The 20831-nt window shown below is 69.4% G+C and carries 22 protein-coding genes and 1 riboswitch; of the genes, 15 read left to right on the forward strand and 7 right to left on the reverse strand.

Annotation, left to right across the window (positions count from 1 at the left end):
- The first annotated feature begins 12 nt into the window (after nucleotides 1-12).
- From ACPPVT_RS04395 to cysN, 13 genes are all read left to right on the forward strand, one after another.
- Nucleotides 13-405: an RrF2 family transcriptional regulator gene (locus ACPPVT_RS04395; protein ID WP_426565813.1), complete on the forward strand. Its 393-nt coding sequence runs from the start codon at nucleotides 13-15 to the stop codon at nucleotides 403-405.
- 194 nt (nucleotides 406-599) lie between these two features.
- A complete protein-coding gene (locus ACPPVT_RS04400) occupies nucleotides 600-1640 on the forward strand; it encodes a sulfate ABC transporter substrate-binding protein (protein WP_426565814.1) in 1041 nt (346 codons plus the stop codon).
- 6 nt (nucleotides 1641-1646) lie between these two features.
- Nucleotides 1647-2537, forward strand: a complete 891-nt coding sequence (gene cysT / locus ACPPVT_RS04405; protein ID WP_426565815.1) for a sulfate ABC transporter permease subunit CysT — start codon at nucleotides 1647-1649, stop codon at nucleotides 2535-2537.
- On the forward strand, nucleotides 2534-3340 hold the full coding sequence (cysW, locus tag ACPPVT_RS04410) for a sulfate ABC transporter permease subunit CysW (protein WP_426565816.1): 807 nt from the start codon (nucleotides 2534-2536) through the stop codon (nucleotides 3338-3340). The genes cysT and cysW overlap by 4 nt, the downstream gene beginning before the upstream one ends.
- Entirely contained in the window at nucleotides 3337-4377 is a 1041-nt protein-coding gene (locus ACPPVT_RS04415; protein WP_426565817.1) for a sulfate/molybdate ABC transporter ATP-binding protein, read from the forward strand. Before cysW ends, ACPPVT_RS04415 begins: the two co-directional genes overlap by 4 nt.
- Before the next feature lie 219 nt (nucleotides 4378-4596).
- Nucleotides 4597-5265, forward strand: a complete 669-nt coding sequence (locus ACPPVT_RS04420) for a 50S ribosomal protein L25/general stress protein Ctc (RefSeq protein WP_426565818.1) — start codon at nucleotides 4597-4599, stop codon at nucleotides 5263-5265.
- Nucleotides 5262-5858: an aminoacyl-tRNA hydrolase gene (gene pth / locus ACPPVT_RS04425; RefSeq protein ID WP_426565819.1), complete on the forward strand. Its 597-nt coding sequence runs from the start codon at nucleotides 5262-5264 to the stop codon at nucleotides 5856-5858. Before ACPPVT_RS04420 ends, pth begins: the two co-directional genes overlap by 4 nt.
- 188 nt (nucleotides 5859-6046) lie before the next feature.
- Nucleotides 6047-7126: a glycosyltransferase family 2 protein gene (locus ACPPVT_RS04430; RefSeq protein WP_426565820.1), complete on the forward strand. Its 1080-nt coding sequence runs from the start codon at nucleotides 6047-6049 to the stop codon at nucleotides 7124-7126.
- Nucleotides 7126-7290 (forward strand): hypothetical protein, encoded by a 165-nt coding sequence (locus ACPPVT_RS04435; RefSeq protein ID WP_426565821.1) that lies wholly within the window; start codon nucleotides 7126-7128, stop codon nucleotides 7288-7290. Before ACPPVT_RS04430 ends, ACPPVT_RS04435 begins: the two co-directional genes overlap by 1 nt.
- Nucleotides 7291-7483: 193 nt before the next feature.
- A complete protein-coding gene (locus ACPPVT_RS04440) occupies nucleotides 7484-9223 on the forward strand; it encodes an exopolysaccharide biosynthesis polyprenyl glycosylphosphotransferase (RefSeq protein ID WP_426565822.1) in 1740 nt (579 codons plus the stop codon).
- A gap of 82 nt (nucleotides 9224-9305) precedes the next feature.
- Entirely contained in the window at nucleotides 9306-10055 is a 750-nt protein-coding gene (locus ACPPVT_RS04445) for a 3'(2'),5'-bisphosphate nucleotidase CysQ (protein ID WP_426567050.1), read from the forward strand.
- Nucleotides 10055-10966, forward strand: a complete 912-nt coding sequence (gene cysD / locus ACPPVT_RS04450) for a sulfate adenylyltransferase subunit CysD (RefSeq protein WP_426565823.1) — start codon at nucleotides 10055-10057, stop codon at nucleotides 10964-10966. The genes ACPPVT_RS04445 and cysD overlap by 1 nt, the downstream gene beginning before the upstream one ends.
- Nucleotides 10966-12219: a sulfate adenylyltransferase subunit CysN gene (gene cysN, locus ACPPVT_RS04455; protein ID WP_426565824.1), complete on the forward strand. Its 1254-nt coding sequence runs from the start codon at nucleotides 10966-10968 to the stop codon at nucleotides 12217-12219. The genes cysD and cysN overlap by 1 nt, the downstream gene beginning before the upstream one ends.
- On the opposite strand, the gene ACPPVT_RS04460 is transcribed toward cysN, so the two are convergent.
- The 7 genes from ACPPVT_RS04460 to ACPPVT_RS04490 all read right to left on the reverse strand — a co-directional run bounded on the left by ACPPVT_RS04460 (nucleotide 12203) and on the right by ACPPVT_RS04490 (nucleotide 18695).
- A complete protein-coding gene (locus ACPPVT_RS04460; protein ID WP_426565825.1) occupies nucleotides 12203-12751 on the reverse strand; it encodes a GNAT family N-acetyltransferase in 549 nt (182 codons plus the stop codon). The genes cysN and ACPPVT_RS04460 overlap by 17 nt on opposite strands.
- Before the next feature lie 43 nt (nucleotides 12752-12794).
- Nucleotides 12795-13049 (reverse strand): Smr/MutS family protein, encoded by a 255-nt coding sequence (locus ACPPVT_RS04465; protein ID WP_426565826.1) that lies wholly within the window; start codon nucleotides 13047-13049, stop codon nucleotides 12795-12797.
- Nucleotides 13050-13192: 143 nt separating this feature from the next.
- Complete coding sequence (locus tag ACPPVT_RS04470; RefSeq protein WP_426565827.1) at nucleotides 13193-13927, reverse strand: hypothetical protein; 735 nt, start codon at nucleotides 13925-13927, stop codon at nucleotides 13193-13195.
- A 408-nt stretch (nucleotides 13928-14335) separates the two neighbouring features.
- Nucleotides 14336-14490: riboswitch (cyclic di-AMP (ydaO/yuaA leader) on the reverse strand.
- Between the two features lie 114 nt (nucleotides 14491-14604).
- Nucleotides 14605-15525 (reverse strand): glycosyltransferase family 2 protein, encoded by a 921-nt coding sequence (locus ACPPVT_RS04475; protein ID WP_426565828.1) that lies wholly within the window; start codon nucleotides 15523-15525, stop codon nucleotides 14605-14607.
- Nucleotides 15522-16979, reverse strand: coding sequence for a glycosyltransferase (locus ACPPVT_RS04480; RefSeq protein WP_426565829.1), 1458 nt, complete (start codon nucleotides 16977-16979; stop codon nucleotides 15522-15524). Before ACPPVT_RS04480 ends, ACPPVT_RS04475 begins: the two co-directional genes overlap by 4 nt.
- Nucleotides 16980-17026: 47 nt before the next feature.
- Nucleotides 17027-17503, reverse strand: coding sequence for a UDP-N-acetylglucosamine--LPS N-acetylglucosamine transferase (locus ACPPVT_RS04485; protein ID WP_426567051.1), 477 nt, complete (start codon nucleotides 17501-17503; stop codon nucleotides 17027-17029).
- Between the two features lie 106 nt (nucleotides 17504-17609).
- Nucleotides 17610-18695: a glycosyl hydrolase gene (locus ACPPVT_RS04490; RefSeq protein WP_426565830.1), complete on the reverse strand. Its 1086-nt coding sequence runs from the start codon at nucleotides 18693-18695 to the stop codon at nucleotides 17610-17612.
- Nucleotides 18696-18851: 156 nt separating this feature from the next.
- On the opposite strand from ACPPVT_RS04490, the gene ACPPVT_RS04495 reads away from it, so the two are divergent.
- A complete protein-coding gene (locus tag ACPPVT_RS04495) occupies nucleotides 18852-19829 on the forward strand; it encodes a sulfotransferase (protein WP_426565831.1) in 978 nt (325 codons plus the stop codon).
- Nucleotides 19830-19881: 52 nt separating this feature from the next.
- The gene (locus tag ACPPVT_RS04500; protein ID WP_426565832.1) at nucleotides 19882-20814 is read left to right on the forward strand and encodes a sulfotransferase; all 933 of its coding nucleotides are present in this window, start codon (nucleotides 19882-19884) and stop codon (nucleotides 20812-20814) included.
- Nucleotides 20815-20831 lie beyond the last annotated feature (17 nt).

Below are 20831 nucleotides of genomic sequence, written 5' to 3' on the forward strand. Positions count from 1 at the left end.
GCCGGGGGAGTCGTGCGACTGTCCGCCCGCGTCGACTACGCGGTCCGCGCCTGCGTGGTGCTGGCCGGCTCCGAGGGGTGGACCAAGGCGGACGAGGTGGCCGAGCGGCAGGCGATCCCCGCGCAGTTCCTGGACACCATCCTGCGTGACCTGCGACGCGGCGCCCTGGTGGACTCCCGGCGCGGCCAGGACGGCGGGCACCGGCTGGCCCGGCCGGCCGCCGAGATCAGCGTGGCCGAGGTGATCCGGGCCATCGACGGACCGCTGGCCCTGGTGCGCGGTCTGCGCCCGGAGAACCTCACCTACCCCGACAGCGGCGCCGCCGTCCAGCAGCTGTGGCTGCGACTGCGGGCGGCCGAGCGCGAGGTGCTGGACGGCACCAGCATCGCGGATCTGGCGCCCTGACCCCGACCCGCCGAGGCCGAAACGCGGTGACGAAGCCCGCACTCTGCGTAGCGGGCTTGCACCTTCGCGAGCACGACGACCAGTCCGGCCCGTGGGACGGGGCGACCAGTTTCGCCATTCCGGTTGTGAGCAGGCCCCGACGTCGTCCATCGTTAAGTCGAGCAAAGTGATCGACTTACCTGGAAGGCAAGCCCATGACCCGTCGTCCTCGTCTCCTCCTCACCGCGACCGCAAGCGCGGCTTGCGTAGCGCTGCTCGCCGCCTGCGGTGGCGGTTCGAGCGACGTCGTCGCCTCGGGCAACGACAAGCCCGCCGGCGGCGCCAACACCGGCACCATCAAGCTGTACGCCTACTCGGCGCCCAAGGTCGGCTTCGACAAGGTCATCCCGGCCTTCAACGCCACCCCGCAGGGCAAGGGCATCAACTTCGAGCAGTCCTACGGCGCCTCCGGCGACCAGTCCCGCAAGGTTGCGGCCGGCGCCCCCGCGGACGTCGTCAACTTCTCCCTGGAGCCGGACGTCACCAGACTGGTGGACGCCGGGCTGGTCGACCCGAACTGGAACGCCGGGCCGCACAAGGGCATCCCGTTCGGCTCGGTCGTCACGATCGTGGTCCGCAAGGGCAACCCGAAGGGCATCACCGGCTGGGACGACCTGCTCAAGCCGGGCGTCGAGGTGGTCACTCCCAACCCGTTCAGCTCGGGATCGGCCAAGTGGAACCTGCTCGCGCCGTACGCGGACAAGAGCAACGGCGGCCAGAACCCGCAGGCCGGCCTGGACTACATCAAGCAGCTGGTCACCGACCACGTGAAGATCCAGCCGAAGTCGGCGCGTGAGGCCAGCGAGACGTTCACCCAGGGCACCGGCGACGCGCTGCTGAGCTACGAGAACGAGGCGCTCTTCCTCGAGCGCAGCGGTGAGAAGGTCGAGCACCACACGCCGCCGGTCACGTTCAAGATCGAGAACCCGGTCGCGGTCATGAAGAACAGCAAGAACCCCACGGCGGCCAAGGCGTTCAACGACTTCCTGTACACCACGGCCGGCCAGACCGCCTGGGCCCAGGCCGGCTTCCGTCCGGTCGACGAGGCCGTCGCCAAGCAGTTCGCCAGTGACTTCCCCGCGCCGCAGAAGCTGTGGACCATCACCGACCTGGGCGGCTGGAAGACGATCGACAAGGCGCTGTTCGACAAGGAGAACGGCTCCGTCGCCAAGATCTACAACGCGGCGACGAAGTAGTCCGTCATGACCAGCACCATCGAGAGACCGCGGGCCGCCCCCGCGACTCCGCGCAGCGGGCGGCGTCGCAGGGGCCGCTCGGGCGGGCACGCGACTGCGAGCGTGACGGGCGCGGTCGGGCCGCTCGGCTACGGCCTGGTGACCCTGTGGCTCAGCGTGATCGTGCTGCTGCCGCTGGCCGCGCTCACCGTCAAGTCGTTCGACGACGGGCTGAGCGGCTGGTGGGACGCGGTCACCGCGCCGAGCGCGCTGGCCGCGCTGCGGGTCACCGTGCTGATCTCGCTCGTGGTGGCGCTGGTCAACGCGGTGATGGGCACGTTGATCGCGTGGGTGCTGGTCCGCGACGAGTTTCCCGGCAAGCGCTGGGCCAACGCGATCATCGACCTCCCGTTCGCGCTGCCGACCATCGTGGCCAGCATCGTGCTGCTGTCGCTGTACGGCCCGCAGAGCCCCGTGGGAATCCGCCTGAACGCGACCCAGCCGGGCGTGATGGTCGCGCTCGCGTTCGTCACGCTCCCGTTCGTCGTCCGCTCGGTGCAGCCGGTGCTGATCGAGGCCGACCGGGACGTCGAGCAGGCGGCGGCCTCGCTCGGCGCCAGCAACCTGACCATCTTCCGGTCCGTGGTCCTGCCGGCCCTGCTGCCGGCCGTGCTCAGCGGCGCGGGGCTGGCCTTCGCCCGGGCGATCGGCGAGTACGGCTCGGTCGTGCTGATCGGCGGCAACATCCCGCGGCACACCCAGGTGGCCTCGCAGTACATCCAGCAGCAGATCGAGATCGACAGCCCGGTGAACGCGGCGGCGGTCTCGGTGGCGCTGCTGATGATCGCGTTCGCGGCGTTGTTCGTGCTGCGGGTCGTGGCCAGCCGCGGCCAGCGCCGACAGGAGAACGCAGCATGAGGACCTCGACCGCCTCCCGGCTGACCCTGCGCACGGTGGCCATGGGCTACCTCGTCGTCCTCGTGGTGCTGCCGCTGCTGCTGATCCTGTTCCGCACCTTCGAGAACGGGATCGCGGACTTCTTCGCCTCGATCACCACCCCGGCGGCAATCTCCGCTCTCCAGCTGTCGCTGCTCATCGTGGCGATCGTCGTGCCGGTCAACGTGGTGTTCGGCGTGATGACCGCGCTGGCGCTGGTCCGCGGCCGTTTCCCGGGGCGCAACCTGGTGCAGGCCGTGGTCGACCTGCCGTTCGCGGTCTCACCGGTCGTGGTCGGCGTATCGCTGATCATGCTGTGGGGGGCCGGCGGCTGGCTCGGCGCTGTCGAGAACACCGGCGTGCGGGTGATCTTCGGGTTCCCCGGGCTGGTCCTCGCGACCATCTTCGTGACGCTGCCGTTCGTCGTGCGCGAGGTCGAGCCGGTGCTGCACGAGATCGGCGACGAGCAGGAGCAGGCCGCCGTCACGCTCGGCGCCACCCGCTGCCAGATGCTCTGGCGGATCACGCTGCCGGCGATCCGCTGGGGTCTGACCTACGGCGTGGTGCTCACAGTGGCCCGCTCACTCGGTGAGTTCGGTGCGGTCATCATGGTCAGCTCGAACTTCCCGGGTGTCTCGCAGACCCTGACCCTGCTGGTGCACTCGCGCTACATCGACGACCACAACACCTACGGCGCCTACTGCGCCGCGACGCTGCTGATGGGCGTCGCGGTCCTGGTGCTGGTGCTGATGACCCTGCTGGACCGCAAGAGGAGCACCCGATGATCACCGTCTCGTCCGCCTGCAAGAACTACGGCGACTTCGCCGCGCTGGACGACGTCTCGCTCGAGATCCCGGCCGGTTCGCTGACCGCGCTGCTCGGTCCGAGCGGCTCCGGCAAGTCCACCCTGCTGCGGTCCATCGCGGGCCTGGAGGAGCTGGACGCCGGCACGGTGACCATCGGCGGACGCGACGTCACCAACGTCTCGCCGCAGCGTCGTGACATCGGTTTCGTGTTCCAGCACTATGCGGCCTTCAAGCACATGACGGTCCGGGACAACGTGGCGTTCGGTCTGAAGATCCGTAAGCGGCCCAAGGCCGAGATCACCAAGAAGGTCGACGAGCTGCTGGAGATCGTCGGTCTGGGCGGGTTCCAGCACCGCTACCCGGCGCAGCTGTCCGGCGGGCAGCGCCAGCGGATGGCGCTGGCCCGGGCGCTGGCGGTCGACCCGCAGGTCCTGCTGCTGGACGAGCCGTTCGGCGCGCTGGACGCCAAGGTGCGCGCTGACCTGCGCACCTGGCTGCGCCGGCTGCACCACGAGGTCAAGGTGACCACAGTGCTGGTCACCCACGACCAGGAGGAGGCGCTGGACGTCGCGGACCGGATCGCCGTGCTCAACCAGGGCCGGATCGAGCAGGTCGGCGGCCCGGACGACCTGTACGACCGGCCGGCCAACGACTTCGTGATGTCCTTCCTCGGCTCGGTGGCCCAGCTCGGTGGCCGGAAGGTGCGCCCGCACGACATCCGGCTGGACCGCGACCCGGCCAGGCTGCACGTCGCGGGCACCGGGTCGACCGACGTGGTCCGCGCGACCGTCGAGCGTGTCGTCCGGCTCGGCTTCGAGGTCCGGGTCGACATGCTGGACGACGCCAGCGGGGAGCCGTTCGCGGCGCAGATCACCCGCGGCGACAGCGAGGGGCTCGAGCTGCTGCCCGGCGACACCGTCTACGCGCGCGCCACCCGGCTGCCGGTGCTCGCCGCAAGCGCCGAGGACGGGGCCGACGAGCACCTGGAAGACGAGCCGAGCGCCGTCCCGGCCTGACCCGGTCCTGCCCAGGGTGCGTCCGGTTCCGCGCCGATTTCCGGCACGACGTCCGACCCGGGTAGACTCTGCGGGTTGCCTCGGCGAGGGACGACGTACGACGGGAGACCGTCAGTTCGTCCGTGATCGACGCGGCGCCCTGAGGGCGCCCTTCGTGCTGCGCCCCGCGTCGAGGCCCGCTTCCGCGACCGACGCCAGAACGCTTGAAGGAGCCTCATCGTGACCGACCTGACCCTGACTGCCGAGACCCGCACCGAGTTCGGCAAGGGCGCAGCCCGCAAGATCCGTCGCGCGCACCAGATCCCGGCGGTCATGTACGGCCACGGCACCGACCCCGTGCACATCACGCTCCCGGGTCACGACACCATGCTGGCGCTGAAGAACCCGAACGCGCTGCTCACCATCGTGATCGACGGCAAGGAGCAGCTCGCCCTGGCCAAGGACGTGCAGCGCGACCCGATCAAGCCGGTCATCGAGCACATCGACCTGGTCGTCGTCCGCAAGGGCGAGAAGGTCGCCGTCGACGTCCAGATCCACGTGGTCGGCGAGGCCGCCCCCGAGACCGTGGTGACGGTCGAGAACCAGACCCTCTCGCTCGAGGTCGCGGCCACCGCGATCCCGCAGAACGTCGAGGTCAGCGTCGAGGGCCTGACTGCGGGCACCCAGATCCACGCCTCCGACGTACAGCTTCCGGCCGGCGCCGCGCTGCTCACCGACGGCGAGATCCTGGTCGTCAACATCACCGCCCAGGTCTCCGCCGAGGCCCTGGAGGCCGAGCTCGCCGAGGCCGAGGCCGAGGCCGGCATCGAGCACGAGGTTCCGGAGGTCGCGGCCGACGAGGCTGCTGCCGCCGAGGCCGAGGACGCCCCGGCCGCCGAGCAGGAGTGAGCACAGACCACACCTGGCTGGTAGTCGGGCTCGGCAACCCCGGGCCCGACTACGCCGGCCACCGGCACAACGTCGGAGCCATGGTGCTCGACGTCCTCGGCGCGCGCGTTGGCGGCTCGTTCAAGAGCCACAAGGCGCGCGCCGCCGTGCTGGAGGGGCGCCTGGGCGTCATGCCAGGTGGCGCCCCGGGTCCGCGCGCCGTCCTGGCCAAGCCCTCGACGTACATGAACCAGTCCGGCGGGCCGGTGGCCGGGCTCAGCCAGTTCTACAAGGTCGACCCCGCCCAGGTCGTCGTCGTGCACGACGAGCTGGACATCCCCTACGGCGAGATCCGGCTCAAGCTGGGCGGCGGCGAGGGCGGCCACAACGGCCTGCGCTCGGTGACCCGGTCGCTGGGCACCAAGGACTACCTGCGGGTGCGGGTCGGTATCGGCCGCCCGCCGGGCCGGATGGACGCGGCGGACTACGTGCTGCGCGACTTCTCGGCGACCGAGCGCAAGGACCTCGCCGTCCTGCTCGAGGAGGCAGCGGACGCCGGCGAGATGCTGGTCCGCGAGGGCCTGCTGGCCAGCCAGAACCACTGGCACGCCTGATCGCGCACAGCAAGTACATCTGACCGACTGTCACTGACCGTCGGCGTTCAGGTGGCTTCGACTGCGCAAATCACCGCAAATCATCGTTCTGGCCACATCCCACCCCACTGCTCACCTACGCTGAGTGCACAGCGAAGGCCTTCAGACGGCGCTTCGGACTACGGTCAGTGACGAGGGTGGTGTGGTTCGTGCGCGTTCACGTGGTGATCCCCGCCCATGACGAGGCGGCCGGCATCGAGGCCACCATCGCCTCCGTCTGGCAGCAGACCGTGCGGCCCGACGCGGTCACCGTGGTGGCCGACAACTGCACCGACGCGACCGCCGAGCTGGCCCGCGCGAACGGCGCGCACGTCTTCGAGACGGTGGGCAACCGGCACCGCAAGGCCGGCGCGCTGAACCAGTACCTCGAGCACCAGCTGCCGCTGCTGGACGTCACCGACATCGTCCTGGTGATGGACGCCGACACCCGGCTCTCGCCGCAGTTCATCGAGATCTCCGCCGGGCTGCTGCAGACGAACAGCCGGCTGGGCGCCGTCGGCGGCGTCTTCGTCGGCGGCGAGCCCTCCAGCTGGCTCGAGCACGCCCAGGCCAACGAGTTCGCCCGCTACCAGCGCGACGTCGCCCGGCACGCCGGGCGGGTGCTGGTGCTCACCGGCACCGCCAGCGCCTTCCGGGTGCCCGCGATGCGGGACGTCGCCTTCGCCCGCGGGGTCAGCCTGCCGGGGCGGCACGGCGACGTCTACGACATCGCCGCGCTGACCGAGGACAACGAGATCACCCTCGCCCTCAAGCACCTGGGCTGGGGGCTGGTCTCGCCCAAGCAGTGCATGGTCTGGACCGAGCTGATGCCGACCGTCGGCGACCTGCACCGCCAGCGGCTGCGCTGGTACCGCGGGGCGATCGACAACCTGCGCAGCTACGGCCTGACCAGGATCACCGCCCGGTACTGGGCCCAGCAGTTCAACCTGTGTATCTCAGTGGGCGTCCTGCTGCTCCTCATCACGATGACCACGATGGGGATCCTCACCGGGACGCTGCGCTTCTCGTTGTTCTGGAGCCTGATCGGTCTCGGCTTCCTGGTCGAGCGGGTCATCAGCTCGTGGCGCACCGGTAGTCGGCGTGGGCGTGTGCTGTCCGCGCTGCTGTTCCCCGAGCTGGTCTACGACCTGATCCTGCAGTTCACGTTCATCCGCGCGGCGCGGCACAGCGCCCGCGGCACCACCGCCACCTGGCACCACGTCACCATCCAGATGAAGGAGCACGTCTGATGTACAGCTCACCGTCCGTCCTCGGCAGCGCCGCAGCAGCAGGGACCGGAGCCGCAACGCTGGCGTTCACCGGCCTCAACACCGCCCACTACCTGGTCGCGGCGGCCACGCTCGTCTTCTTCGGGATGGCGCTCCTGCGCCTGGTTCCGCGCCGCGAGTCCTGAACCGGCACCCCGGTGCCGGCGGCGTCCGGAGGTTACGTGCGGTGACCCGCTCCCCTTGGGAGCGGGTCCCTGGTTTCCGGTCCGTTACCAAGAGTGCCGACTTTCGGCATTCGCCGGACGCCGCGACGGCGAGTCATTACCTTGAGTTGAGTCCCGGTGGGGGGACGCAATGTGAACGTAGGAGGGGGGACTGGTGTCAGCCAATCCCGATGAGCGGCAGCAGGCGCTGCCAGGCCAGGTACCGGCTCCGGGTTCTCCCGGGGCCGACGACCTGAACGGCCAGCCGCGCGCCTCCGTGCCCGCTCCCGCGGACGCCCCCATCAACGTCCCGAACGGCGTCCCGAACGGCGTCCCGAACGGCGTCCCGAACGGCGTCCCGAACGGCGTCCCGAACGGCGTCCCGAACGGCGTCCCGGCCGCGGACCGCCGACGCAACGCGACCCAGACCCGCCGCTCCTGGGCGTCCGCACGTCCCTTCGAGCTGCCCGAACCGGAGGCCGGCCACGCCTCGCCGTGGCAGGACCCGGCCGCGTTGGCCGACCGCCGTCGTCGGAGCTGGACCCGTCCGCTGACGATCCGCGCGGTGGCCGGCGACGCGATCATCTCGTTCACCGTCACCGCGGCCTGCACCGCGACGTTGCCGGGGCTTCGCCACCTGACAGTGCAGGCCGGCCTGGTCGGTGCAGTCATCTGGGTGTTCGCGGTGCTGGTCTGCCGGGGCTACGAGGCGGCCCGGCTCGGCGACGGGGCCGAGGAGTTCCAGGCCGTGCTGCGCGCCGCCGCCGGGGTCATCGCCGGTGTCGGCGTCGCGTCCTACGCCGTGCACCACATGCTTCCCCGCCGAGACGTGCTGATCGCGGTGCCGGTCACCGCGCTGCTCAGCGCCTGCTACCGGCACGTGCTGCGTCAGCGGCTGCACCGGCGCCGGTACCGCGGCGACGCCATGCTGCGCACGCTGGTGGTCGGCGAGCCGGTAGCGGTCGACCGGCTGACCCAGGACCTGCAGAGCAAGGCCTCGCACGGTTTCGAGGTGGTCGGCGCCTGCGTCCCCCAGCCGGGGCCGGAGATCGCCGAGAACCTCGGCGTCGAGCTGATGGGCATCCTGTCCGACGTCCCGCAGGTGGTCGTCGACAACCGGATCGACGCGGTCATCGTGGTCGGCTCGCAGCTCAGCGGCCAGGGGCTGCGCCGGCTGTCCTGGGCACTGGAGCGCACCGGGGCCGGGCTGCTGGTCGAGCCCGGACTGGTCGAGGTCACCGGGCCGAACGTCTCGCTGCGGCCGGCCGCCGGCCTGTCGCTGCTGCAGCTCGAGCCGCCGTCCTCCCGGCACGGCCGGATGCTCGGCAAGGCGGTCCTGGACCGCGTGCTCGGCACCCTGCTGATCGTGCTCGCCAGCCCGGTGATCGTGCTGTCGGCGTTGGCCGTGCGGCTGACCAGCCGCGGGCCGGTGTTCTTCCGGCAGACCCGGATCGGGGTCGACGGCCGCACCTTCACGATGTTCAAGCTGCGCAGCATGGTGGTCGATGCCGAGCAGCAGCGGACCGAGGATCTCCTCACGCAGAGCAACCGCGACGGTCTGATGTTCAAGATGCACCGCGACCCGCGGGTCACCAAAGTCGGTGCGGTGCTGCGCCGCTTCTCGCTGGACGAGCTGCCCCAGCTGCTCAACGTGGTCGTTGGCGACATGTCGCTGGTCGGGCCGCGCCCGCCGCTGGAGTCCGAGTACCAGGCGTACCACGACGCGGTGCACCGTCGCCTGCGGGTGCGCCCGGGGCTGACCGGACTGTGGCAGGTGAGCGGTCGCGCGGACCTGTCCTGGGAGGAGTCGGTCCGGCTGGACCTGCGCTACGTGGACAACTGGTCCATCGCGCTGGACATGCTGATCCTCTGGAAGACCGCCAGGGCCGTTCTTCGCGGTTCTGGCGCCTACTAGGGAAGACTGCGAGAGACTGTCAGAGCCGTTCACGCGGCTGAACGAAAATCGACGACGATCTGAGGGGTCTGCTTTGTCACGCCTGGATGACGCCGAACTCGCCCGCGAGCTCGCCGACCACGCCGGCCGGCTGCTGGTCGAGGTCCGCGACGGGTCGCTGCCCGCTGCCGACCTCAAGGCCCTTGGTGACTCACGCTCCAACGCCCTGCTGATCGAACGGCTGGCCCAGGAGCGGCCGGACGACGCGGTGCTCAGCGAGGAGGAGAAGGACGACCACTCCCGGCTGTCCGCCTCCCGGTGCTGGATCATCGACCCGCTGGACGGTACCCGGGAGTACAGCGAGGTGCCGCGCGACGACTGGGCCGTACACGTCGCCCTGTGGCAGGACGGCGAGCTAGTGGCCGGCGCAGTCGCGCTGCCCGCCCGCGGCGTGACCTTTGGGACCGACCGCCCGCACCCGCGCCCGACCGGCACGCCGGAGCGGATCCGGCTGGCCGTCAGCCGCTCTCGCCCGCCGGCCTTCGTCACCGCGCTCGCCCAGACCCTGGACGCCGAGCTGGTGCCGATGGGCAGCGCCGGCGTCAAGGCCACAGCAGTGCTGGACGACACGGTGGATGCCTACGTGCACGCCGGTGGCCAGTACGAGTGGGACTCGGCGGCCCCGGTCGCGGTCTGCGCGGCGTCCGGCCTGCACACCAGCCGGATCGACGGCTCCCCGCTGGTCTACAACCAGTCCGACCCCCTGCTGCCGGACCTGCTGGTCTGCCGGCCCGAGATCGCTGAGCAGCTGCTGCAAGCGATCGCGAGCACCTCGATGGAGGCGAGTGCGTGATGACGGAACCGACCCGGTACCAGCTCTCCCAGCTGCAGACCCTTGAGGCCGAGGCCATCTTCATCTTCCGAGAGGTCGTCGCCGAGCTGGAGCGCCCGGTGCTGCTGTTCTCCGGCGGCAAGGACTCCATCGTCATGCTCCGCCTGGCCGAGAAGGCGTTCTACCCGGCCAAGATCCCCTTCCCCGTCATGCACGTCGACACCGGCCACAACTTCTCCGAGGTGCTCGCCTTCCGCGACCAGCGGGTCGACGAGCTCGGCGTCCAGCTCATCGTGGCCAGCGTGCAGGAGGCGATCGACAACGGCTCGGTCGTCGAGCCGCCCGACGGCACGCGCAACCGGATCCAGACCCCGGTCCTGCTGGAGGCCCTGGAGAAGCACCGGTTCAGCGCGATCTTCGGCGGCGCCCGCCGCGACGAGGACAAGGCCCGCGCGAAGGAGCGCATCTTCTCCTTCCGCGACGACTTCGGTCAGTGGGACCCGAAGAACCAGCGCCCCGAGCTGTGGAGCCTGTACAACGGCCGGATCCACGTCGGCGAGAGCATCCGGGTCTTCCCGCTGTCGAACTGGACCGAGCTGGACATCTGGCAGTACATCGAACAGGAGGGCATCGAGCTCCCGTCGATCTACTACGCGCACGACCGCGAGGTCTTCGAGCGCAACAGCATGCTGTTCGCCGTGCACGAGGTCTGCCAGCCCAAGCCGGGCGAGGCGGTCACCGTCCAGCGGGTGCGCTACCGCACGGTCGGCGACGCGAGCCTGACCGCCGCGGTCCTCTCCGACGCCGACACGGTCGAGAAGGTCATCGACGAGGTCGCGACCACCCGGGTCACCGAGCGGGGCGCAACCCGTGGTGACGACAAGTTCAGTGAGGCCGCGATGGAAGACCGAAAGCGCGAGGGGTACTTCTGATGGACATCCTGCGATTCGCCACGGCCGGCTCGGTCGACGACGGCAAGAGCACCCTGATCGGGCGCCTGCTGTACGACACCAAGACCGTGTTCGAGGATCAGATCGAGTCCGTCGAGCGGGCCAGCCGCGACCGCGGCGACGAGCACGTCAACCTGGCGCTGCTCACTGACGGCCTGCGGGCCGAGCGGGAGCAGGGCATCACGATCGACGTCGCGTACCGCTACTTCGCCACGCCCAAGCGCAAGTTCATCATCGCCGACACCCCGGGGCACATCCAGTACACCCGCAACATGGTGACCGGCGCCTCGACCGCGGACCTCGCCCTGGTGCTGGTCGACGCTCGCAAGGGCATCGTGGAGCAGAGCCGCCGGCACGCGTTCCTGGCGACGCTGCTGGAGGTGCCGCACCTGGTGCTGTGCGTGAACAAGATGGACCTGGTCGACTACTCGCAGGAGGTGTACGACCGGATCCACGCCGAGTTCAAGGCGTTCGCCACGAAGCTGCGCATCCCCGACCTGTCGATCATCCCGGTCAGCGCGCTGCGCGGCGACAACGTGGTGAACCGCTCGGACAACATGCCCTGGTACGAGGGTTCGAGCTTGCTGCACCACCTGGAGAACGTGCACGTCGCCAGCGACCGCAACCTCATCGACGTGCGGTTCCCGGTGCAGTACGTGATCCGGCCGCAGTCGGACGCGTGGCACGACTACCGCGGCTATGCGGGGCAGGTGGCCGGCGGGGTCCTGAAGAAGGGCGACGAGGTGATGGTCCTGCCGTCGGGCTTCACCTCGCGGATCAAGTCGGTGGAGACCGCGGACGGCGAGGTCGAGGAGGCCTACCCGCCGATGTCGGTGACGATCCGGCTCGAGGACCAGATCGACGTCTCCCGCGGCGACATGATCTGCCGCCCGCGCAACGCGCCCACCGCGGCCCAGGACATCGACGCGATGATCTGCTGGATGGACGAGGCGCAGCCGCTTCAGGTGGGCCGCAAGTACGCGATCAAGCACACCACCCGCACCGCGCGGACCGTGGTCAAGAGCCTGCAGTACCGGCTCGACGTCAACACGTTGCACCGTGACGAGCAGGCAGACCGGTTGAACCTCAACGACATCGGCCGGGTCAAGCTGCGTACGACGGTCCCGCTGATGTCCGACGAGTACTCGCGCAACCGCACCACCGGAGGGTTCGTCCTGGTCGACGAGGCCACCAACCGCACCGTGGCGGCCGGCATGATCACCGAAGCTGGTTGACGTCCGGTCGGGTGCCCGAGCGCAGAACTCCCATCAGCACGATGTCCTCGTAGGCGCCTCGGACCCAGGCATGCTCGCGCTGGCGTCCCTCGATCACGAAACCCGCCTTCTCGTACGCGCGGATCGCGGCGGTGTTCGACGCGATCGCCTGCAGGTGGATCCGGCGCAGGTTGCACCGCACGAATCCGAACTCGACGAGCTGGGAGATCGCCGCCGTCCCGATGCCGCGACCCCGCGCGTTCGGCACCAGACTGATCCCGGCCTCGGCATGGCGGGCGAACGAGTCGAAGTCGAACAGCGACGCACCCCCGACGGCCGTGCCGTCGAGGTCGACCACGAACGACACGGCTTCCCGAGGGCCACCGCTGTCGGCGGCCTGCGCGAGCCGAGCGTTGAACCGTTCCCTCGTCAAGGGGCGCGGCACCTCCGGGCTCCGCTCCTCCCAGGTGTCCAGGTCCCCGGCGATCTCGAACAGGACGTCCAGGTCCTCGTCGGTGCGCGCTCGCAGTCTCACGTTGGGCGTCTCAGGCATAGCGCGCACTGTAACTTCCAGCAACTGCTCGGCTAGTGGGTGGCTACTTCCATCGGAAGTGAACGAACACCCGGCCGAAGTTGTCGGAGTCCTTCTCCACGCGGTGGTAGAGACCCTTGATGTCCTTGCGGTCGAGGAAGCGAAGCACGCGCTTCTTCAGCTGACCCGAGCCCTTGCCTGGGATGATCTCGACCAGTGGCGCCTTCTTGGCGATGGCTTCGTCAATGACAGCGCGCAGGGCGCGCTCGATCTCGTCGCCGCGGTTGTAGATGTCGTGCAGGTCGAGCTTCAGCTTCACCCGGCCATGATCTGCCCTCCCACCGACGGACCGCCAGACGCCGAATGCATGGTCGCCGATCACGTGGTGGCACGTGACACGGCGTGATCACCGGGGCTGGTTGAGATCGGCCCCGGTGATCACGCCGGGCAGCAGGGTGTTGGCTACGGCAGCTGGTCGCTGACGACCGAGTGCCAAGCGTTCCGCGATGCGGCGTCACTCAGAGTGAAGTCGACTGCGCGGTTCGCATCGAAGTAACTGGCAAAGCTTGCGCTGTTGGCCTGGGCGAAGCGTGCCATCGCGAGTAGCCAAGCCGCGCGACCGGATCCCGAGTCGCCGGCGATCCGACGGCTCTCGAACTCTCCCAGACCCCAGGGCTTGTTGACGGCGTCAGCAACCGCCAACGGGTCCCTGAGCATGGATGCGGGATCCGCGTACTTGTCGCGGTCGGCCAGCTTGTTCGCGCAGTCGAACCCAACGACGTCGACGTACTGCGTTCCGGGCCAGTAGTCGTGCCAGTCTCGGCCGGAACCCGGACGGGCAGTCCAGCACATCAACATCCAGGTGGACTTGAGCTGGGCGTTGTCCACTGCGTTGGCAAGCCCCGCGATCCGCGCGTACGCCGACCTGAACTGTGCGGCGGTGAAGTTGCCGTTCGCGATGTCGTCCTCGGGCTCCGGGTGGTACGACCAGTACATGAGCCGGTTCGGTGCGGCGGCGAACCACGCCCGAAGCCCGGCGTCATAGGCTCCGCTGTTCACCTGCGACGGCGCCATCTTGAAGGAGATGATCCCGGGTCGGTTCCCCGTGAGCGACTCGATGCGGCTCCACGACGTGGGCATTCCGGGGTAGTAGAGCCTGACGATGCCTGGACCGTAGTCCGAGACCTGCCGGCTCACGGCCTCAGCCAGGGACTCCCCGCGACGGGGTTGGGCGCTCCAGCCGAACCACGTTCCGCTGACGCGAGCCACCGCCGAGGACGACCCAGCACTGGAACTGGCTGGCGCTTCGTTGGAACCGGAGGACGTACTGCTGGTGCGCGGTTCGGCTGCAGTGACCGATGTGGTCGGTGTGATCTTCGGGGTCGGCTGCCGGCTCTTGGCAGGTGCGGCTCCGGGGCTGGACTGCTCGCCGGAGTAGGGCCCGCTGGAGTCAGACCCAGAGGCCGTCGATGGTGCGCTGGTCGTCGAGAGACGGTGGGTGCTGGCGGTCTTCTCCCCGTCCAGTCCACCAAGACCGTGCACGCTCAGGGATACGGCTGCGGCTGCAGCGAGCATGGCAGCGGGGATGATGATCTTACGCATCTGCAGTTCCTTCCCAACCCCTACCGGATTAGCTGTCGGGTTCGGGCGGGAAGTGCCCGGCGCCAGTGGCGCTTAACCCCGAGCGCGTGGATAACGCGCAGGTGTGGGTCTCCGGTCCCTGCCTGGGCTGTCGATCGCGAGGTCAGGGCAGGGTTGGGGGCTGCCTCACGATTTTGCAACGGTCACATGAAATTGCTTGACGGATCGTCACACGATTACTCCGAATGAGCAACCGTGGACGTGCACAACGTACTTGGCTGCACCGAGATGCGCTAGATGCCCCGTCCGCGCGCATTGAGGGTCCGCATGACCCGATCCGGCGGGAGGATCCGCGCGGCCACCGCCAGCGCCAACCAGCCACGTGCCTGGGCCGGGTCGCGGCGCAGGGTGCGCAGTGCCCAGGCCGAGCCAAGGCTGCGGCGGCCGTGGGCCGCCCTGGCGAAGGCCACCTGACCGGCGACCCTGGCCCAGCCCTTCCTGTCGTTGCCCAGTTCCGGGTGGTGCTCCAACAGCCAGGACAACCCGTCCGCCATCGGCTCCCACTTGTGTGCGAAGTACGAGTCGGGGTGCCAGTGGATGCGGGCCAGTACCTGCGGCACGGAGATCACCGGGCCGATCGAGGCGGCGCGCAGCAGCAGGTCGTAGTCCTCGCCGTAGCCGTGCGGCACGGACTCCTGAACCAGCCCGAGTTCTCCCGCCAAGGCGTTGCGCCGCAACAGGAAGGTCGAAGGATGCAGCTCGGTCACCCGTGACCGGATCAGCTCGTCCAGCCCCACGGTCCGGCGCTCCAGGACACGCGGTGTCACCACGCCGTCTCGCACGATCTCAATGCCCGTGCAGGCCAGTACCGAGGACGGGTGCCCGTCCAGGGCGGTCACCTGCCGGGTGAGCTTCTGCGGCAGCCACTCGTCGTCGTCGTCGCAGAACGCCACCAGGGGTGCTCGTCCCTGCAGGATTCCCGTGTTGCGGGCACCGGCCAGGCCGGGCGTGCGCTCGTTGCGCACGACCTGCACCGAGCGGCGCTCGCCGGGGTCGACCAGGCTCAGGTCGAGCTCGGAACGGTCGAACACGAGGGTGCACTGGATGCGTCCCTCGTAGTCCTGCTCCAGCACAGAACGAATCGCCCGCCTGACCAGCTCCGGCCGATCTCGGGTGGCGATGACGACGTCCACGTCGGGACGAGGAGGGCTCATCCTCGCGACCGGTAGCCGTACCGCTGACGCAGTGGCGTCGTCAGGGCCCCGACAAGGCGACGATCGGAGCTGGCCATGCCGGTCTGCCACTCGAGGTCGGCGCTCAAGGCGAGCCTGCCCGTGGTGAACCGCATGGGGTTTCCGGCCACGAGATGGGCAGGTCCCAGGTCGACGCTGCCGTCCCGGATGAAGTCGAGATCGGCCTCGCTGATGGACAGCGAGAGCCCCTCGGCGATCGTCCGCAGTACCGAGCGCGGGTCCTCGACCAGCTCCTCGTACCGGACCAGGACGCGTGGCACGCGGCGCTTCAGCAGCTCGGCGAAGAAGTTCTCGGCATCCCAGAGCGCAGCGCTGCGCCAGGGCCGGTAGACCGGCATCATCGACTCCGGGTCCGAGGACTCCGGGCGGTGCACCTTGCGCGACCACGAGTGCGCCACGGCGCGCGGGTCTCGGACGACGTGGACCAGCCGCAGGTCGATGTCGTCGAACCGGGACAGCGCGAAGGCCAGGGATGCCCGCTTGCTCGAGTCGATCACGACGCTTGCACCAGAAGCAGCAGCCGCCGCACGGTGCAACCTGTCGTTCCACCAGGAGTACCGCGCCAGCGCCCGTCGGGTGCGAGGGCGTAGCGAACCCGAGGCGAGCTCGCCGAGGAACCGCATCCGGTCGACCTGCCCGCGCACCGCCAGTACCTCATCGACGTCGAGCTGCTCCCACCCGCCGAACGCCCGGTGGCCCACGTCCTTCCAGAACGGGCAGCCTTCGAACGGCTCACCGCAACCACAGCGCTCGTTGGCCCCCAGCGCACGCTCCCACAGGTGGGTCACCTCACCCAGGCCGCACGCCCCAGGAAGCTCGGCCAGCATTCGCTCGAGCAGCGTGCTGCCGCTCCGGCCCATTCCGGTCACCATCGCCACGACCGGGCCGGTGCGGGTCTGGCTCTTCCGCCGGGTGCGGGCAAGCGCGGTGATGGTCTGGCCAGCCTTGTCCACCGCAGTCCGGGGGTCCGCACGACCTGCCGTCAGAGTGTCGACCACCAGGAGCCGGGGATCGGCTAGGGCGGCGTCCAGGGCTGTGTGCAGGTCACTCTCGTTCTCGCAGAGCAGGATCCGGCCCTCCGCGCTCATCCGTCGAGCGAACGGGACCTGGTGGTCGTCCACCACTTCGCCGTTGCGGCTCAGGCGCGGGACGACGATCGGCACCTTTCCCAGCTCAGCGCACTCGGTGATGGTGGCGCCGGCGTGCGTGACGATGATCGATGCCGTCGACATGGCGGCGCGGAGCTCGGCGAAGTCCAAGAAGTCCCGTCCCGGCACGGCCGTCGGCGGTCTCGCGGTTCCGTGCTGCACCAGAGCGTCGACCCGAGCACGGTGTTCGCCGACGAGCAGCCAACTGTCCACCCACGAGACCAGCCGGTCGAACGGGTGGTGATCAGTACCGAGGGTGACCACCATCCTGAGACGTTCGGCCGCCGTGCTCGCCGTCCCCGGTTGGGTCGTCGTCACAGCAGGGGCCCGACGTTGATCGACTGGGGGTAGGCGGTGCGCTGCTCGTCCCACTGGACGAGAACCGCGGTGCAGAAGGGCCGGCACAGTCGCCCGGTGAGAGTGGGCATCTCGATCCGGTCGAAGACCTCGATGAAAACCGTGGTCGCGCCCCGGAAACGGCCCAGCACGATGAACGGCAAGGCGACTCCTGCGCCAGTCGTGACCACGACGTCAGGTCGCTCACGTCTCAGCAGCGTCCAGGCGAGCCGGGCGTTTCGCAGCAGGTTGGGGATGTTCCGGGTCGTCGGGGCGTAGGCGAAGACGACGCTCTCGTCGGTAAGCGCAGAACGGGCCTGCGTGCTGTCGAAGGTCACGAAGCTCCGTTGGTGAGCGGACCACCACGGCCTCAGGGCGAGTAGCTGGGTCAGGTGGCCACCGCTTGACGCGACCAGGAGCAACCGCAGGTTGGCGTCGTCGTCAGACACGGGCAGGCGTGCTCCCGCCCGCGCCCCCCGCCTGTTCCCACTCACGCAGTTCAGAATAGTGGTGGGGCGTCACGAAAGTGCGGGAATGCGCAAGGGAGTGACAGGCTCGGCCTCAGGGCTTCGCCGGTGACAGAGGCAGGTTCGAGGTGTTGAACGACGGGGTTGCCAGGATGTCGTGGAACGCGTTCACCGAGTCCGCGAACCCGAGCAGGGACAGCTGCGCCCGCGCGCCCTTGGCATCGTTGTTCCCGTTGAAGTAGGCGACGGCCTTGATGCTCGGGGTGGCCCGGATCGCGGCGGCGGCAGCACTGAGCCACTGGGCTCGCTGCCCGTCCCGCTCCGCGAGGCCGAACTCGCCGACCATCGCGGGGTGATGGTGGGCGTTGGTGAAGGCGATGAACTCCTTGGCCGCCACCGTGAAGGGCTGCAGGTCAGGACCGGGGTACACGTCCGAACAGGTCCAGTCGACCTCGGAGTCGCCCGGGTAGTAGGCGGCCGCACGACCTTCGGTGAAGGCCTTGGACGTCGGGCACCACACCCAGGCGGCGTTGGTGACGCCGACCTCGTCGAAGATCTCGCGGGTGTGCTTCCAGGCCGCGACGTACACCTCCGGCGTCGGCACGCTCTTGCGAAGGTTGGGCCGGTCCATCTCGCCGCGGAACATCAGCCAGAACGGCCCGGGGACCTTGAGCATGCTGCGGGCTCGTTCGCGGATGAGCCCGTCCTGACTGCCGTCGGCGACCGCTTGCATGTCCATGCCGTTCCAGGACAGCAGCAGCCGTCGACCATCCTGCATCAACGCCAGGTCCGACGCGCGCGGCCAGTCGTCGTCGATCTGGCTGTACACGTGCACGAGGTCGACCTGACGTCCCACCGCTTTCTCGAAGTCCGTGACTGCGCCGACGCGCGCCTCGTCTCCGCCGGTGCGGGCCTGGACCGCAGCCCCGACGAAGGCACCTCGCTTGGGTATGAGGTCGGCGATGTCGCCGACTGCCGTCGCCGGACCGTCTGGCGGGGTGGTGACGGAGAAGGTGGCGGATGGCCCGCCGAGGTGCTGTTGGCGGTCGCCGTCGGAGCCGCCCAGCAAGGTCAGCGCCATCGCGGCCGCGACCACCACGCCCGCCCCGACGGTCAGCGCAACCGCGAGCCTCGCATCGCGGCTGTGTGTGCCGTCGACTCGCTCGGGTCGTCGGGTCACGCGATCTTCCCCCCTTGGCGACACCGGCGCCGGCGAGTTGGTTCGGAACTCCACCGGAACAACGATAACCGTCCCTCCCGAACCATGCGGTCACTACGATCTGATCGGATTCGAGACGCGCTCGGTTCCGGCTGTGACGTCGAGGGGGGAATGACCGTGTCCGGAAGCACACCCGCCGGCGCGCCCGAGAGCCCGGCAGGGACTGTCCTTTTCGTCGCTGGTGCGGGCCGCAGTGGCAGCACGGTCCTGTCCAGGACGCTCGGTCTGCACCCCGACGTGTTTGCCCCGGGCGAGCTGCGCTACGTCTGGGACCAAGGAGTCCTGCGGGACCGTCCCTGCGGCTGCGGGACGGAGTTCTCACGATGTGACTTCTGGCAGGAGGTCGGTGCGGCTGCCTTCGGCGGCTGGAGCAAGGACGTAGCCAGCCGAGCTGTCACGCTCCGCCGCGCCGTCGACCGGGTACGCCACGTGCCAGCGCTGGTGGCGCCGCGCGGCCGGTTCCGCGACCACGTTCTCGAGTACACCGAGCTGCTGAGCCGGCTGGACGCGGCACTGAGAACGGTCAGCGGCGCGTCGGTCATCGTCGACACGTCGAAGGAGCCGTCGACCGCGTACCTGATGAGGCACGTGCCGGGCATCGACCTGCGGCTCCTGCACCTGGTCCGGTCGAGTCAGGGTGTCTGCTTCTCCTGGTCCCGCAGTGTGCAGCGCCAGGATCGCGCCGGGGCGCTGATGGCCCGGCATCCGGTGGCCCGGACCGCGGTCGAGTGGGACGTCTACAACACCATGGTCGACGGCCTGCGTCGGCTGGTGCGCCCGTCGATGCTGCTCAGGTACGAGGACTTCATCAGCCGTCCGGGGGAAGTCATCGCCCAGGTGCTGCAACTGTCCGGGTCATCCGCGCGGAGCCTCCTCGAGCCAGACGGTCGCAGTGTCGACCTTCCGCTCAGCCACAGCGTTGCCGGAAATCCGATGCGCTTTCGGTCCGGACCTGAGCGTCTTCAGCTCGACGAGCGCTGGCGGACGGAGATGCCCCGCAGTGCGCACGCCGCTGTCCTCGCGATCACCGGCCCGATCATGGTTCGCTACGGCTACCCGTTGCGGCGTGGTGCGTCGGTCGCGACTGTCGGCTGACGTGCAGAACCCAGCAGGTACCCCCAGGAGCACGAGGAGGAACGAGGACCCGATGTCAGCCCAACCGGTCAAGGTGCTCTACGTGGGGGGCATGCCGCGCAGCGGTACGACACTGCTCGACCTGATGCTGGGCGAGCTCGACGACCACGTCGCCGTGGGTGAGCTCTTCTACGTCTGGCTGACCGGGGTCGAACGGGACCGGTTGTGCGGGTGCGGCGATCCGTTCACCCAGTGCCCGTTCTGGAGCGAGGTCGGGCGCCGGGCCTTCGGTGGCTGGCAGGCGGTCGACCTCGACGAGGTGCGCCGGCTGATAGCGCGCGTCGATGACAGCAAGCGCGTGCCGCGCCTTGCGCTGCCCTGGTCAGGACGTGCTTTCGAACGGGATCTTGCGAAGTACATCGAGCTGATGACGTCCCTGTACCGGGCCGTTGCCAGTGTCTCCGGATCGTCGGTCGTGGTGGACTCGAGCAAGCGACCGTCCCTGGCCTACGTGCTGCGCCGGGCTCCCGAGATCGACGTCCGCGTCGTGCTGCTGACCCGGGACCCCCGAGGCGTGGTCAACTCGTGGCAGAAGAAGGTGGCACTGCCCGAGGGAGCAGGGGTGCGCAACCACCTCAAGGTTCGCCCCGCACGGCTGATGACCCGGCGCTGGCTGACCGTCAACCTCATGGTCGACATGCTCGGTGCCCTGCGGGTCCCGCTCGTCCGGCTGCGGTACGAGGACCTGGTCACCGATCCGGAGTCAGCGCTGCAGAAGATCGTGAAGCTGTGGCCAGGGGCTGGCTCGCAGGCCTTGTCGTTCCTCACGCCGCAGGGCGTGCAGCTGGAGCAGCAGCACACCGTCGCCGGTGGTCGCGTGCGATTCCACAGCAGCCCGCTACGGCTCTCGCTCGATGAGGGGTGGCGCACCGAGCTACCTGAGCGCCAGCAGCGAGCGGTCTCCCGGATCACCACCCCATTGCGTCGTCGCTACGGCTATCGCTGACGACCCCGGACGGCGAA

It is taken from the genome of Angustibacter sp. McL0619, from assembly GCF_049994355.1.
Lineage (GTDB): Bacteria > Actinomycetota > Actinomycetes > Actinomycetales > Angustibacteraceae > Angustibacter.

What these genes read in the sequence shown, in the direction of transcription:
- ACPPVT_RS04500 (WP_426565832.1), top strand. Translation starts at nt 19,882, where the DNA reads ATGTCAGCCCAACCGGTCAAGGTGCTCTACGTGGGGGGCATGCCGCGC.
- cysN (WP_426565824.1), top strand. Translation starts at nt 10,966, where the DNA reads ATGGACATCCTGCGATTCGCCACGGCCGGCTCGGTCGACGACGGCAAG.
- ACPPVT_RS04475 (WP_426565828.1), bottom strand. Translation starts at nt 15,525, where the DNA reads ATGAGCCCTCCTCGTCCCGACGTGGACGTCGTCATCGCCACCCGAGAT.
- ACPPVT_RS04460 (WP_426565825.1), bottom strand. Translation starts at nt 12,751, where the DNA reads ATGCCTGAGACGCCCAACGTGAGACTGCGAGCGCGCACCGACGAGGAC.
- cysT (WP_426565815.1), top strand. Translation starts at nt 1,647, where the DNA reads ATGACCAGCACCATCGAGAGACCGCGGGCCGCCCCCGCGACTCCGCGC.
- ACPPVT_RS04480 (WP_426565829.1), bottom strand. Translation starts at nt 16,979, where the DNA reads ATGGTGGTCACCCTCGGTACTGATCACCACCCGTTCGACCGGCTGGTC.
- cysD (WP_426565823.1), top strand. Translation starts at nt 10,055, where the DNA reads ATGACGGAACCGACCCGGTACCAGCTCTCCCAGCTGCAGACCCTTGAG.
- cysW (WP_426565816.1), top strand. Translation starts at nt 2,534, where the DNA reads ATGAGGACCTCGACCGCCTCCCGGCTGACCCTGCGCACGGTGGCCATG.
- ACPPVT_RS04400 (WP_426565814.1), top strand. Translation starts at nt 600, where the DNA reads ATGACCCGTCGTCCTCGTCTCCTCCTCACCGCGACCGCAAGCGCGGCT.
- ACPPVT_RS04415 (WP_426565817.1), top strand. Translation starts at nt 3,337, where the DNA reads ATGATCACCGTCTCGTCCGCCTGCAAGAACTACGGCGACTTCGCCGCG.
- ACPPVT_RS04435 (WP_426565821.1), top strand. Translation starts at nt 7,126, where the DNA reads ATGTACAGCTCACCGTCCGTCCTCGGCAGCGCCGCAGCAGCAGGGACC.